At 48.5% G+C, this 12,721-nt stretch carries 12 protein-coding genes; 8 read left to right on the forward strand and 4 right to left on the reverse strand.

Annotated elements, in window-relative coordinates; genetic code table 11:
* Nucleotides 1–178: 178 nt before the first annotated feature.
* The 3 genes from B5P39_RS17635 to B5P39_RS17645 all read left to right on the forward strand — a co-directional run bounded on the left by B5P39_RS17635 (nucleotide 179) and on the right by B5P39_RS17645 (nucleotide 2,819).
* Nucleotides 179–1,516: a coproporphyrinogen III oxidase family protein gene (locus B5P39_RS17635; RefSeq protein ID WP_088212454.1), complete on the forward strand. Its 1,338-nt coding sequence runs from the start codon at nucleotides 179–181 to the stop codon at nucleotides 1,514–1,516.
* Nucleotides 1,517–1,631: 115 nt separating this feature from the next.
* Nucleotides 1,632–1,865: a hypothetical protein gene (locus tag B5P39_RS17640; RefSeq protein WP_011718648.1), complete on the forward strand. Its 234-nt coding sequence runs from the start codon at nucleotides 1,632–1,634 to the stop codon at nucleotides 1,863–1,865.
* A 51-nt stretch (nucleotides 1,866–1,916) separates the two neighbouring features.
* Nucleotides 1,917–2,819: a DUF4424 domain-containing protein gene (locus tag B5P39_RS17645; RefSeq protein ID WP_254915805.1), complete on the forward strand. Its 903-nt coding sequence runs from the start codon at nucleotides 1,917–1,919 to the stop codon at nucleotides 2,817–2,819.
* A gap of 57 nt (nucleotides 2,820–2,876) precedes the next feature.
* On the opposite strand, the gene B5P39_RS17650 is transcribed toward B5P39_RS17645, so the two are convergent.
* Nucleotides 2,877–4,868, reverse strand: coding sequence for a ligand-gated channel protein (locus B5P39_RS17650; RefSeq protein ID WP_088212456.1), 1,992 nt, complete (start codon nucleotides 4,866–4,868; stop codon nucleotides 2,877–2,879).
* A gap of 121 nt (nucleotides 4,869–4,989) precedes the next feature.
* Here B5P39_RS17650 and B5P39_RS17655 point away from each other — a divergent pair, with 121 nt between their 5' ends.
* Nucleotides 4,990–5,952 carry a LysR family transcriptional regulator gene (locus tag B5P39_RS17655; RefSeq protein ID WP_088212457.1) on the forward strand — a complete coding sequence of 321 codons (963 nt, stop codon included), beginning with the start codon at nucleotides 4,990–4,992 and terminating at the stop codon, nucleotides 5,950–5,952.
* Nucleotides 5,953–6,031: 79 nt separating this feature from the next.
* Nucleotides 6,032–6,904, forward strand: coding sequence for a patatin-like phospholipase family protein (locus tag B5P39_RS17660; RefSeq protein WP_088212458.1), 873 nt, complete (start codon nucleotides 6,032–6,034; stop codon nucleotides 6,902–6,904).
* On the opposite strand, the gene B5P39_RS17665 is transcribed toward B5P39_RS17660, so the two are convergent.
* Both B5P39_RS17665 and B5P39_RS17670 read right to left on the reverse strand, forming a co-directional pair.
* Entirely contained in the window at nucleotides 6,897–7,832 is a 936-nt protein-coding gene (locus B5P39_RS17665; RefSeq protein WP_088212459.1) for a LysR family transcriptional regulator, read from the reverse strand. The genes B5P39_RS17660 and B5P39_RS17665 overlap by 8 nt on opposite strands.
* The gene (locus B5P39_RS17670; RefSeq protein ID WP_088212460.1) at nucleotides 7,833–8,687 is read right to left on the reverse strand and encodes a DMT family transporter; all 855 of its coding nucleotides are present in this window, start codon (nucleotides 8,685–8,687) and stop codon (nucleotides 7,833–7,835) included. It abuts the gene before it with no gap.
* Nucleotides 8,688–8,884: 197 nt separating this feature from the next.
* On the opposite strand from B5P39_RS17670, the gene trmL reads away from it, so the two are divergent.
* The 3 genes from trmL (at nucleotide 8,885) to B5P39_RS17685 (ending at nucleotide 11,759) form a co-directional block, all read left to right on the forward strand.
* A complete protein-coding gene (gene trmL / locus B5P39_RS17675) occupies nucleotides 8,885–9,349 on the forward strand; it encodes a tRNA (uridine(34)/cytosine(34)/5-carboxymethylaminomethyluridine(34)-2'-O)-methyltransferase TrmL (RefSeq protein ID WP_088212461.1) in 465 nt (154 codons plus the stop codon).
* A gap of 576 nt (nucleotides 9,350–9,925) precedes the next feature.
* Complete coding sequence (locus B5P39_RS17680) at nucleotides 9,926–10,957, forward strand: SDR family oxidoreductase (protein WP_088212462.1); 1,032 nt, start codon at nucleotides 9,926–9,928, stop codon at nucleotides 10,955–10,957.
* Between the two features lie 64 nt (nucleotides 10,958–11,021).
* The gene (locus B5P39_RS17685) at nucleotides 11,022–11,759 is read left to right on the forward strand and encodes a helix-turn-helix domain-containing protein (protein ID WP_217895748.1); all 738 of its coding nucleotides are present in this window, start codon (nucleotides 11,022–11,024) and stop codon (nucleotides 11,757–11,759) included.
* Nucleotides 11,760–12,153: 394 nt separating this feature from the next.
* Here B5P39_RS17685 and B5P39_RS17690 read toward each other — a convergent pair whose 3' ends face one another.
* Nucleotides 12,154–12,708, reverse strand: coding sequence for a hypothetical protein (locus B5P39_RS17690; protein ID WP_088212463.1), 555 nt, complete (start codon nucleotides 12,706–12,708; stop codon nucleotides 12,154–12,156).
* Nucleotides 12,709–12,721: the final 13 nt, after the last annotated feature.

The raw sequence follows: 12,721 nt of genomic DNA on the forward strand, positions 1-12,721 counted from the left end.
TTACTAAAACATGATCTGCTTAACAAAAAGCCAGTGATTTCCTTGTTAGGAAACCGTAACTTATAACCAGTTCACGTTTTGCTTACTCCATACGAGGTAGTCTAATTGCGCTAGGTGGTCGTGAATTACCTAAAGCAATTTCGGTGTTTACGGTTAGCACTCTCAGATAGGAATCGTTATGTCTTCAGTTATTCAAACGCTCAATGGCGCGATCGCAACGCCTTATCAAGCGAATATTACCGTCCCTAACTGGATGCTCAGCTCGATGGAACGAGTCATGCAGTATTATGTCGATAAGAATCTTCGCCTCGATACGCTCTCTGCCGACATCATGCCCGCCCCGGTCGAAGGTAAAAAGTACATGCTTTATGCCCATGTGCCCTTCTGCCATACCTTGTGTTCATACTGTACCTTCCACCGTTTTATGTTTAAGGAAGACAAGGCGCGCGCTTACTTTATCTCTCTGCGTAAAGAGATGGAGATGGTCAAAGCCTTAGGCTATGACTTTGAATCTATGTACATTGGCGGCGGCACTACTACAGTGTTAGAAGACGAACTCGCCCGCACCATTGAGCATGCCAAGACCCTCTTCCCAAGCATTAAAGAAGTGTCTTGTGAATCGGACCCACAGCATTTAGATAGCCCAGGCTTTAAGCAGCTCAAGGGCTTAGTGGATCGCATGTCCATCGGCGTACAAAGCTTTAACGACGATATTTTAAAAATGACCGACCGCCTCGAAAAATTCGGCACTGGTCAGCAAACCTTCGACAAGATCATGGCGGCCAAGGAGCTGTTCCCCATTATCAACGTCGACCTGATTTTTGGCTTCCGCGGTCAAACCGATGAAGTGATCCAGCACGACTTAGACATGGCCTCGCGCCTCGACCCAAGACAGATCACCACCTATCCGCTGATGATCACGCACCAAACGCGTAAGAGTGTTAAGGGTAAACTGGCAGCGCCACAGGCGGATATGGCCAACCAATATCGCCAAATTTTAAACAGTTTAAATGGTCAATATAATCAGTTGTCTGCATGGGCATTTGGTAAGGCGAACGACGAAGGCTTTGACGAATATGTGATCGACTACGATGAGTATTTAGGGGTGGGTTCAGGTTCATTTAGCTTCCTGAATGACACTTTATACGTCAACACTTTCTCGCTGCGTAAGTACCAAGAGCGGATCGCCGCCGGCAAGATGGGCGTCGAGCAACAGAAAAACTACAGTAAAAAGGATGTGATGCAGTATCGCTTCCTGCTGGGGATGTTCTCAGGCCGTCTATCGCGCAAATATTTCCGCGAGACCTTTGGCGTTAACTTAGACACAGCGCTGTTTAAGGAAATGACCTCGATGAAGCTGATTGGCGCCATCAAGAACGATCCCACCGATCCCGATAATCTGATCATCACAGATAACGGCAAGATGATGGGCCTGTTAATGATGAAAGAGTTCTACGCCGGCATGGATAACGTGCGCGCGCAATTGCGTAAACCACTCAAGCCCTGCGATATGTAAATATCAGTTGAATCACAAAAGGCCCATGATGGGCCTTTTTGTTAGCGCCATTTCAGGCTACGCTTGCCATCACTCACGCATGAGTCTGTCACCCAGTAATAAAGGAGTATTCGTTATGGGTTTTAATGAGCAAGAAAAACAAGCACTACTCGCCGTTAAAGGCGTTGGCCCGACGGTCATTAAACGCTTTGAAGAAATCGGTATCAGCTCACTCGCGCAGTTAGCCGAGCATGAGGTCGAGGATATCGCCAACCTAGTCGCCAGCATGTTACGCACCACTTGCTGGAAGAACAGCCCACAGGCACGCAATGCTATTGCCGCAGCCATTGAGCTTGCCCGCCGCGCCTAATCTTTATTGCGATTTTTAGAGATGTTTATGCCAATCCATGTTAGGACCTTAATGGGCAGTTTACTCGCGCTGCTCGTGAGCACAGCAACCTTAGCCAATGACAGCAGTTTTGGTAATGCTAATGGCTCTATCACCCTTAAATATCAGCCACATATCAGTATGGACAAGGAGTCGCTCTTTATCAGCGAGGCCGAAGTTAGGGTCGATTATCTGTTTACCAACACCAGCTCGCAGGAGCTTATCGTCCCCATTGCCTTTCCCATGCCGCCAATGTTTTTTGGCTCCGCTGATCACAGCAGCATCGATAATTTCACCCTTAAAGTGAATGGTAATACCCAGCCAACTCAGCACAGGCTCGTCGCCCAACTCGCCGATAAGACGGATATTACTGCCGAGCTGAAACAGCTTGGTTGGGGGATAGAGGAAGTCGCTTACTTTGCCGAATATGCCAAAGTCCCCAAGGGCAAACCCGCGCTCCCCAAGGAATGGTTAGATGAGGAGCAACAAATCGCCTTTACCCTGAGTGACTACTTTGTATGGGAACAAACCTTTCCCGCGGGCCAATCTGTCTCCATCAGCCACAGTTATACGCCGAGCCTCTCAACGGGCATCCCCGATACTGCCAATAGTATTATCGATACTTACACTGAACTTGCCTGTTTAGATGAAAGTGCCAAGCAAGGTATTCGGAAGCGAAACCTTATCGTTAAACAAGACGGCGAAGATGTTGAATATGGCGTGGAATGGAGCCACCTTAGCTATAATAACTGGCAAGGGGCGATTAAGGACTTCAAACTGACGCTGAAAAAATCCCAGCCCACAGATCTCATTAGCCTGTGTTTTGATGGCGAGCTTAAAAAAACCGATCCACTCACCTTTGAGTTCCAGCAAAAGCAGTTCACACCAACGCAGGATCTCAACATCCTGTTTATCCGTAAACCGGATTTTGAATAATCAAAAAAGCCAGCTAAATGCTGGCTTTTTGTATTAAGCGACTATTTTTAAACGCGATTAAAAGCTATAGGTCATGCCTAACCAGTAACGACGGCCGTCTTCAATATAACCGTACTCTTCTTCCGTGATGTCCTTATCGAAGGCGTTATAAATACCCGCGCTGAACTTAATGCTGTCATTAACCCGATAATTGGCTCCTAAATCTAACAGCGTATAGGAAGGCGCAATCAAACTGCTCGAGGAAGGCCCAGTAGTTGGCTGGCTCTCTTCACCACGATAGTTAACCCGCAGCCAAGTGCTTAACTTATCTATCGGCTCATAGTTAACCGACAATTGCACCAGATGTTTAGGCAATTGATTCAATGGACTACCTTTATAGGCCCCCGTCTTTTGCTCCGAGTCGGTATAAGTGTAGTTACCCGTCAATGCCAAGTTGCTCAAGATTTTATAGTCGATACTAAACTCAACCCCTTGGGTGACTGCCTCATCGATATTCACATAGGTAGTCGGGTCAGAGCCAAACTGATTCGGCCCATCGGTACATTGAGTCGCAGGGCAAGCGACACGGGTGATCTTGTCCTCAAACTCGTTATAAAACACGCCAGCACTGGTGGTGATGGAATCGGTGAGATCGGTGTAAATGCCTAGCTCATAGTTTACAGAGGTTTCGGGTTGTAAATCTGGGTTACCGTACATATTGCCGCCTCGGCTTACCTGCCCCCAATCGGGCACAGTTTGCCTCAGGCTCGGCGCCCTAAAGCCGGTCGACACACCGCCTTTTAAGGTAGTATGTTCGGTCAGCCCCCATACACCGTAAATCCGCGGGCTGAGGTGGTCGCCAAAGTTTTCATCATCGTCTAAACGCAGGCCCAAGGTTAAGGCAAAATTATCGACGATACGCCATTCATCCTCTGAGAACACCGACCATTGGCGGCGACTAATATCGGTTAAGTCACTGACCTGATTGCCGGTTTCATCGGTAAGATCTTGCTTATTGAAGGCCGCACCGAAGGTGGCGGTATGGCTTTCCCCTAAGGTGGCGATCAGGCTAGTTTGAGCATCGGTATTCTTGATCTTCATCTTGCGGGACTTGTTATCAAATACTTCGTGCTTGATATAAGTATCCGAGGTGCCAAAGTCCCAACGCCCGGTGTGTGATAGGGAAATGGTGCTGTTTTCATATTCGGTTGTCGACGAAGCTGGGCAACCACTGCGGCCACAACTGGCGCCCGGCGCCAATGGCGCAACGGTTTTCCCTAAGGTGCTATCCAACTCTTGGTTGGCGATGCCGACTTCCAGCATAATGTCATGGTCTTGGTTAGGCGTGAGGGCAAATCTGGCGGTGAGATTATCCGCATCGCGACCTCGGTAACCGCCGTAAATACTATCTTCTTCACGTTGAGTATATTGGCCGTATAACTGCACGCCGAGCAGATCTTTAATCAAGCCACCGTTCAAAAAGAAGTTGCCCTGATACACATTGCCCGAGTCCGACTTTTCCTGCAGCGTGGTGTCAAGGCGCAGCTCCCCCTGCCACTCATTGGGCACTTTACGGGTGATGATGTTGATCACCCCACCGATAGCATCGGAGCCATAAAGGGATGACATGGGTCCGCGGACAATTTCAATCCTATCGATTGCGGCGAGCGGCGGCGTCCAAGCGCCTTCAACACCAGGACCGTCGCTGTTGGTGCGTGTCTCGCGGGAAGACTGGCGTTTACCATCGACGAGGATCAGCGTGTATTGGCTGCCCATACCCCGCAGACTAATGTCCCGACGGTCGGCACCGCCAGTCACCACCACGCCGGGCACTTCTAACATAGCATCGGTTAAGTCACGGTAAAAACGTGTATCGAGATCCTCACGGGTGATCACGCTGATAGAAGCGGGCGCGTCACGCACTTGCTGCTCGAAACCCGATGCGGTAACAACGATTCTTTCCATCATCTTGTCTTGATCGGGTGCGGCATCCGCCAAAACCTGAGTAGCGGGTAGCAATAATGCGGCAGAAACTAGCTGTGCGAGGATCTTTTTACGACGTAACAACATAACCAACGAATCTCCCTTGACCCTTTGTAAATGATAATAATTTTCAATACGGCAATGTATCCCTATGTTACAATCGGCTCAAGTTAGACTTTGAGTAATCACTTGTAAGAGTTGCTTAAGAATGAATAGAAATATGGTCAAGGGCATGATCGTGTTTGCCGCCATCGCGGAAAAAGGCTCGATGAGTGCTGCGGCAACACAGCTTAATCTGAGTTCATCGGCGGTGAGCCAACAAGTCGCAAAGCTTGAAATGGATATGGGAATTAGTCTGTTTCACCGTAATACCCGCCACCTCACACTCACAGAGGCGGGCACATTATTTTATGAAAACTGCATTAAAATCATAAAAATAGTAGAAAGCGCCGAACAACAGCTGCACGCATTAAAGGGCACACCTTCGGGGGAGCTTAAAATCGCCGCGCCAGTCGGTTTTGGCGGTGGTTTACTCAGCCAGCCATTAGCGCACCTGTTGGCGGCTCACCCGCAGATCAGCCTCAATCTGCAATTGCAGGATGACCCAATCGATATAGTTAACGAAGGAATCGATCTGGCAATTTGCATCGGTCCCCTATCGGATTCGAACCTTATCGCTCGCCCCTTGGCAGATTGGCGCATGTTGCTGTGTGCCGCCCCTAGCTATATTCCCCAACATCAGGGTCTGCAACACCCTGACGACTTACAAGGTTTCAACCGTATTAGCCACAGCTATGCTAAGCCCGAGTTCTTAACCCATTCACAGACTCAAGAGCGAATAGAACTCCCTGCCCAGCGCATCAACGTCAATAATATGCAGACGCTAATCCAGCTCACCCTCGATGGATTAGGCTTTGCCGTGTTGCCAGAGCCCGAAGTGCATCAATATCTTGCATCTGGCCAACTAGTGACGCTTTTACCAGAGTGGTCGCTACGCACCTACAGCGTTTACAGCGTGACCTCCGCGCGGGACAAACAGCCCGCTAAAGTGAAAGAAGCCATAGCGGCACTCAGTCAATATTTTAGCCAGATGGATTTTAGCCCGACCCCAGCGTCACTGGTTCAGCCCAACGCCTGCGAGCTCACGCCAAGATTTGCCATCCCCGCCTAACCCTTGTTGGCAGGCGTTTCATTTCTCAGTGGAGTTAGAGTATGCTGTTCTATCCATTCGATTAAACAGTAGTAACTCAATGCAAGATGTGGCCTTAGTGTTAGAGGGCGGCGGCCTGAGGGCAATTTATACCGCCGGCGTATTAGATGCCTTTTTGCAGCAACAATTGCACTTCCCCTATGTGATTGGTGTATCGGCGGGGGCGATTTATCCCGCTTCTTATGTTTCACGCCAATTTGGCCGCAATTTACAAATTCAGCAGCAATATCTGCGGGATAAGCGCTACATGGGGCTGCGCCACTGGTTAGCCACGGGTAATTACGTCAATACCGATTTTACCTATAAGCGCATGGCCTATGAGTTACTGCCTTTTGATTTTAAAACCTTTTTAACCAGCGGAACTGAGTTTAAGGTCGGGGCATTTAACTGCCAGACAGGACAAACCGATTACTTTGGCATGGCCGATTTTCAGGAGCACGACAAATTGCTCGACGTGCTTATCGCCTCCTCTAGCCTGCCTTTTATGGCCAATCCCTATCCGATAAACCACCAAACCTACCTCGATGGCGGCATCGCTGCGCCTATTCCGGTCGCGCAGGCGCAGCAAGAGGGCTATAAACGCCAGGTGGTGATCCTGACTCAGGATGCAAACTATCGAAAATCACCAATGAAGTTCAATTGGTTAGCGCGCAAGCGTTATCAAGCTTATCCGGCGGTAGCCGCCGCGCTCAAAGTGCGTCACCAACGTTATAACCAATCCCTAGAGGAACTCGCCCAGAGTGTTGCCAGTGGCAATATCTTTGTGATCCGCCCTGCTGCGCCGCTTAATCTTTCGCGGCTTGACCGCAATATCGATAAAGTGACCGCCGTGTATCACCAAGGCCTAGCCGATGGACAGGCGATTTTGCCCAAGTTACAGGCTTGGCTAAACACTGGGGCAGAAGTTAGTTAGGGAGCGAGGCGCGGACCTTGTCGATAATCAGTTCCCGCAGCCATTTATGGCTGAGATCGTGTTCGAAATGCTTATGCCACATCAGCAGATACGCACCGGGGATCAGCTTAATCGGTGAGGGTAAATACATAAGATCAAACGACTTCATCACAGCTAAGGCGTAACGGGAAGGGGCACAGAGGATCAAATCGCTCTGCTCGCACAGGGCCAGCGCGCTCTGAAAGTCCGTCATATTCACCGCAATATCCCGTTTACGCCCTTGGATTTGCAGCACATCGTCTAATAACCAATGCTCCAAGCCACCAAAGGCAACCTGTAACTGGCGATAGCTTAAAAAGGTGTCGAGATTCCATTCCTGCGTAAGGGCTGGATGGTCACGGCGCATCAGGCATACAGTGTAATCCTGAACCAATTCAACATAATGGATATCATCCGGGATATGGTTTACATGCATGGGCGAACGTTCATCCCATTCGCGGCAACCTATGGCGAGATCGATATCGCAGCGCATCAATCTTTCCATGGTATCCAGCCGCCAGGTTTGGCAATTAATGCTCACACCGGGCGCCTGCGCTAAAAGCGAAGGCATAAAGTGTGGGAACGTCAGTGAATAGGTGGTTTCGACCAGATGCATCCGAAACTGACGTTGGCTTAGGGCGGGCTCAAAACTATCTGGCCGAGTAAATTGCGCTAATTGCTGTAAGCATTGGCGCAAGTCGGGCGCCAGCGACAGCGCCTTGGGCGTCGGTTTGAGGCCGTAGGCGGTACGTTCGAATAAGGGGTCATCAAACACTTCGCGCAGGCGAGTCAATTGCTTGCTCACCGCCGACTGACTTAAATGCAGCCGCGCCGCCGCGGCCGTGACACTCTGCTCCTCAAGGAGAATTTCCAGTACGGGCAGTAAGTTCAAGTCTAAGTGTTTTAGCATTTAACCCCTCGCTTTTAAGGGATTCCACCTCAAGTTTTGCGGCAACTTCATCAGCAGTAGCGACAGTAAAATCACTAAAATCCCTGCCCACTGGCGCATATCTAAGGCTTCACCCACAATCAATACGCCTAATGATACGGCAACCACGGGATTGACTAAAGCCACCATCCCCATGATTTCTGGTCCTAAATTTCGCATTGACCAGAGCCAAGCCCAATAGGCCACCGCGGTATTGGCGGTAACTAGCCAAATTAACGAGGGAACCACATCCATACTCGGGATCTGTGGCGGCCCCGCCATAAACCACGCCAGCGGGATTAACATCAAGCCCCCCAAGAGTAATTGCCAGGCGGTGAGCACTAAAAAGTCGCCCACATCCCAGCGCTGCATCCAGCGGGAAGCAAAGGCAATCAGCGTCGTCGCACTCAGCATACACAGGACACCAATCGGGTCGAGATCCGCCGAGGGATTAAGCAATAAAATCACGCCACCGAGGCCCATTAAGCCGAGCAGTAGCCACTTCATTCCCGGGCGTTTTTTATCAATCAGCCAAGCGAGGATCAAAAAGATTAATGGCAATGTCGCCCCCAGCGTACCCGCAACGGCGCCGGGTAGCCGATAGGCGCCAATAAACAGCAGCGCAAAGAAGGCGCCAATATTACAAAACGCCAGCAAGCTTAATTTAGACCATGCCAGCGTCGGCAAACGCGGCCGCAGCATCAGCAGCAATATACCGGCAGGCAGCGCGCGCCAAACCGCCACCCAGTAGGGCGACATATCCAGTAAGTAAAGACTCACCAATGCATAGGTGGTCCCCCAAAACACCGGGGCGAGTAACGCAATCACAAACGGCATAATGACTTCTTAAAAAGTATCTTGATGTTGAGATATATTACTTTGAGAGAATAAAACAGGCAAGTGCTGAAATAAGGTTAATAGGGAGAAAAGAAAAATGGACCCGCGTTTATGCCGCTTTAGATATGCGCAAGCAGAGCTGTGCTTATGCCTTGTTTGCCGTATAATCGGGCGTCATTTTTTATAGGCGGGCAAGCATGTTCCATATCGCACTCTATGAGCCAGAAATCGCACCCAACACGGGTAATATCATTCGCCTTTGTGCAAACAACGGCAGCCAACTTCATCTAATTGAGCCACTAGGGTTTGATTTTGAAGAGAAAAAACTGCGTCGCGCGGGCCTAGACTATGCCGATTTAACCAATGTGACTCGCCATAAAAACTTCGATGCCTTCCTCGAAGCCATGGCAGGAAAACGCATTATGGCCTGTACCACTAAGGGCAGTCGCCCTCATACTGAACTCAGTTTTGCCAAGGATGACGTGCTGTTATTTGGCCCTGAAACCCGTGGGCTACCTATGTCGATTATCGAGTCAATCCCAACTGAGCAGCGATTACGCATTCCGATGGCGGCCACCAGTCGCAGCCTCAACCTCTCCAATGCCGTGGCGATTATCAGCTACGAAGCCTGGCGTCAGCTTGGGTTTGAAGGCGCTATTTAATAGGTAGGAATACTGATTTGAATTGGCTGGGCTGAACCAGCCAATATTCCAATTACTCAGCCAAATCATTCAGCCATCAGCTCTAAAAGATTTCTTTAACTCAATTCACACCAAAGCCAGATAACTTTGCCGCTAGGTGCACTGTATCAATTGTCATTGTTTCCCCTGTGACACGCCGTCCTTTTATTTTACAAGAAGTATCCCTATAGGCTCGACGGCGGCATCTGCAGCACACGGAAGTGTAAATGCCGCGTTCACATGGCCAATGATGTTCCCAACATCATAGTGGCATTTCCCATATCCCTATGGGTCAGATGTGAAAGAGCGGTCATGCCACCAACGGTCACTGTTGCAACAATGACAGTTCTAACGACCATTTAACTGTTCATCCGGCTAAAAAGCTACTGCGATGTTGGCGATTCACTGACAGAGTTTTTCTGCATACACTGAGCCAATCAACAAAACAAAGCTGAGCTTTTGAATAAACCATCAAATTATTGAGTGCCTCTATAATGCCAATATCCACGCAGGCTTGGTTATTTTGTCTGGCAAATATTGAATATGAATGAGGTCAGCATGCAACAACAAACAGTATTAGTCACCGGTGGTACCGGATTTGTCGCAACACATGTGATAGTGCAATTGTTGCAGCAGGGCTATCGGGTCAACACCACAGTGCGTAGTTTGAGTAGTCAAAGCCAATTGTTTGAAACATTGAAAAGTGCCGGTATGCAAGCAAGCCAAGATAACGTGCAGCTTATTGAGGCTGACTTGTTAAATGACACTAATTGGTTAACTGCAATGCAAGGTTGTGATTATGTGCTGCATGTTGCCTCACCGCTGCCGATGGGCGATCCCAAAAATGAAGATGATGTGATTAAACCTGCGGTTGAGGGCACACTTAGAGTGTTAACTTTTGCCAAAAAGGCGGGGGTTAAACGCGTGGTAATGACATCCAATTTTGGTGCTGTGGGCTACAGCAACACCGATACCAGCCAAGTGCTCACGGAACAAAGCTGGACTAACCCCAAGCAAAAGGGTTTGTCTGTGTATAATAAATCCAAAGTGCTGGCGGAGCGCGCCGCATGGGACTATATCCATAGTGACGGGCAAGGGTTGGAGTTGTCCGTTATCAACCCAATGGGGATCTTTGGTCCTTTAATTAATCAACGTCTATCTGCTGGACATAGCTTGCTGCGTCAGCTAATGAGCGGCGAAATGCAAAGGTTGCCCGATATTAACATGGGCATAGTAGATGTGCGCGACGTGGCGGATTTGCATATACGTGCCATGCTGTCACCACAGGCGGCGGGGGAGCGTTTTTTGGCGCTGGCAGGAGGGACGATGTCATTGATCGATATTGCCCATTATTTGAAAAAAGCCATGCCGCAACATAGTGCTAATATTTCGACTAAAGCGCTGCCTACCTGGTTATTAAAAATCGTGGCATTATTTAATCCCAAAGCGCGAGCGATTAAACCTTTGGTGGGAGTTTATCGACAGGCGTCTAACCAAAAGGCTCGTACTTTGTTGGGCTGGCAACCGCGCTCAAATGAACAGGCCATGCTGGCCGCCGCTCAGTCACTGGTTCACTACAAGCTAATTTAACATGATGAAACTGAACGAAATTAAGTCTTGTTACTTAGGGCCGGAGATTTCCCCCGAGCAGTTTGTGCCTGAGCATATGTTTATATTTTTGGCGCAGGGTGTATTAACCGGTTTTGATGGTAAAAATCGTCATCAATTACGCGCAGGGCAGTGCTGTTTAGCGCGTAAAAATCATCTGGCACGTTACAACAAGCAACCTACTGACGGGCACTTTGAAAAGGTGGTGGTGATCTTTGAGCAGTCTTTTTTGCAGGGTTTTGCGGATAAGTATCCGATTAATCTAGAGCACCCAGCACCGCAGCAAGCTTATGTAGGCATTCCACTAAGTTCGTTGTTACAAAGCTTTATTCAGTCATTGGCGCCTTACTATCAGGGTGCTGGCAATATCGACCAGCGTTTTGCGGATTTAAAACGTGAAGAACTGCTGCTTATTTTGCTACAACAACAGCCGGATTTAGCCCGAATTCTGTTTGATTTCCGGCAACCCGGTAGGCTCGATCTGAAAGCCTTTATGCAACAAAACTATAAGTTTAACGTCAGCCTTGAGCGTTTTGCTTATTTAAGCGGTCGTAGTTTGTCGGCGTTTAAACGCGATTTTAAACAAATATTTCAGCAGTCACCGGCGGCTTGGTTAACCGCAAAACGGTTGGATGAAGCGCACTTTTTAATTGAACAGAAACAACAGAAACCTTCAGATATATATCTTGAACTCGGCTTTGAAAACCTTTCACATTTTTCTTTTTCATTTAAAAAACGCTTTGGGTATAACCCAAGCCAACTGATGAATGAAAAGATATTTTGATTAACCGATATGGATTAATGCAAACTCTCACTTCTGGAAGTCCGTCCTCAGTAGGTAATGTAAATTTTTAGTAATAACAAATCCCGGTTTCGTTGAACACTCTATGCCATCACTGCATTGGCTAAAACAGAGAATAGAAAAGCTCGAAAAGTCTCGTAATTTCATCAAACATAATCAAATTATCCTTCCAAACGAATTCAACAGCATGTATCTGTACATATCTGAATGGATCGAGGTTATCGGTTTGTGGCTAACAATTTGCTAACTACGAAAAAATTACCCGCTGCGTGTTATCCATAGAGACTTTTATGCGAAATTCATATGCAATGGCTAATGACCTAACACGCTTTTGTCCCAAAGTGAGTTGCGTATTGTCGAGTATGAATAAGTCTGCTTAATGCGATGGTGCGACAGGCGCCATCTCTATCCCACGAAAGAGCTGATAGCGGTCGATATCATCGTCTAAATATTGAATATTTTGCGTCCACTGCCATGCCCCTTGGGGCGATTTAGCTTCGAATAACAGTTGGATTAAGGCGGCGCGCGCATTCACGACTCCCTCGCCAAGCAGGGAATAATCGCCATTTTGTTGATATAAACTAAAGACTTGCTGCTTTTCCTGCGAGACACCGTCGTAGTAGGTTAACAGTACTTGCTCGCCCTGCTCCCGAAACCACCATGTCTCGCTGTAGGGAGCGCGTGTACCGACACTTACGGAGAGGATCAACTGGCGCTGATCATGGGAGCAAAAGCCGTTGACTATGACTTGCTTCGGGATTTCCCCCACCTTCGCGGCATTGCCCTGCCACTGCCCCACCATTTGTGGGCAAAAGGCTTTAAAACTGATCTTAGCGGCTTGCGCAGGAAAGATAGCTAAGCTGCCCAAGGCGAGTATCAATACATTTTTTATCAATAGCTTGCCCAGTTTTTGCGGGATGATTAACGCCATATTCGAGTCCTAT

This window comes from Shewanella sp. Shew256, assembly GCF_002196695.1.
GTDB classification, from domain to species: Bacteria; Pseudomonadota; Gammaproteobacteria; order Enterobacterales; family Shewanellaceae; genus Shewanella; species Shewanella mangrovisoli.

What these genes read in the sequence shown, in the direction of transcription:
- B5P39_RS17635 (WP_088212454.1), top strand. Translation starts at nt 179, where the DNA reads ATGTCTTCAGTTATTCAAACGCTCAATGGCGCGATCGCAACGCCTTAT.
- B5P39_RS17640 (WP_011718648.1), top strand. Translation starts at nt 1,632, where the DNA reads ATGGGTTTTAATGAGCAAGAAAAACAAGCACTACTCGCCGTTAAAGGC.
- B5P39_RS17645 (WP_254915805.1), top strand. Translation starts at nt 1,917, where the DNA reads ATGGGCAGTTTACTCGCGCTGCTCGTGAGCACAGCAACCTTAGCCAAT.
- B5P39_RS17650 (WP_088212456.1), bottom strand. Translation starts at nt 4,868, where the DNA reads ATGTTGTTACGTCGTAAAAAGATCCTCGCACAGCTAGTTTCTGCCGCA.
- B5P39_RS17655 (WP_088212457.1), top strand. Translation starts at nt 4,990, where the DNA reads ATGAATAGAAATATGGTCAAGGGCATGATCGTGTTTGCCGCCATCGCG.
- B5P39_RS17660 (WP_088212458.1), top strand. Translation starts at nt 6,032, where the DNA reads ATGCAAGATGTGGCCTTAGTGTTAGAGGGCGGCGGCCTGAGGGCAATT.
- B5P39_RS17665 (WP_088212459.1), bottom strand. Translation starts at nt 7,832, where the DNA reads ATGCTAAAACACTTAGACTTGAACTTACTGCCCGTACTGGAAATTCTC.
- B5P39_RS17670 (WP_088212460.1), bottom strand. Translation starts at nt 8,687, where the DNA reads ATGCCGTTTGTGATTGCGTTACTCGCCCCGGTGTTTTGGGGGACCACC.
- trmL (WP_088212461.1), top strand. Translation starts at nt 8,885, where the DNA reads ATGTTCCATATCGCACTCTATGAGCCAGAAATCGCACCCAACACGGGT.
- B5P39_RS17680 (WP_088212462.1), top strand. Translation starts at nt 9,926, where the DNA reads ATGCAACAACAAACAGTATTAGTCACCGGTGGTACCGGATTTGTCGCA.
- B5P39_RS17690 (WP_088212463.1), bottom strand. Translation starts at nt 12,708, where the DNA reads ATGGCGTTAATCATCCCGCAAAAACTGGGCAAGCTATTGATAAAAAAT.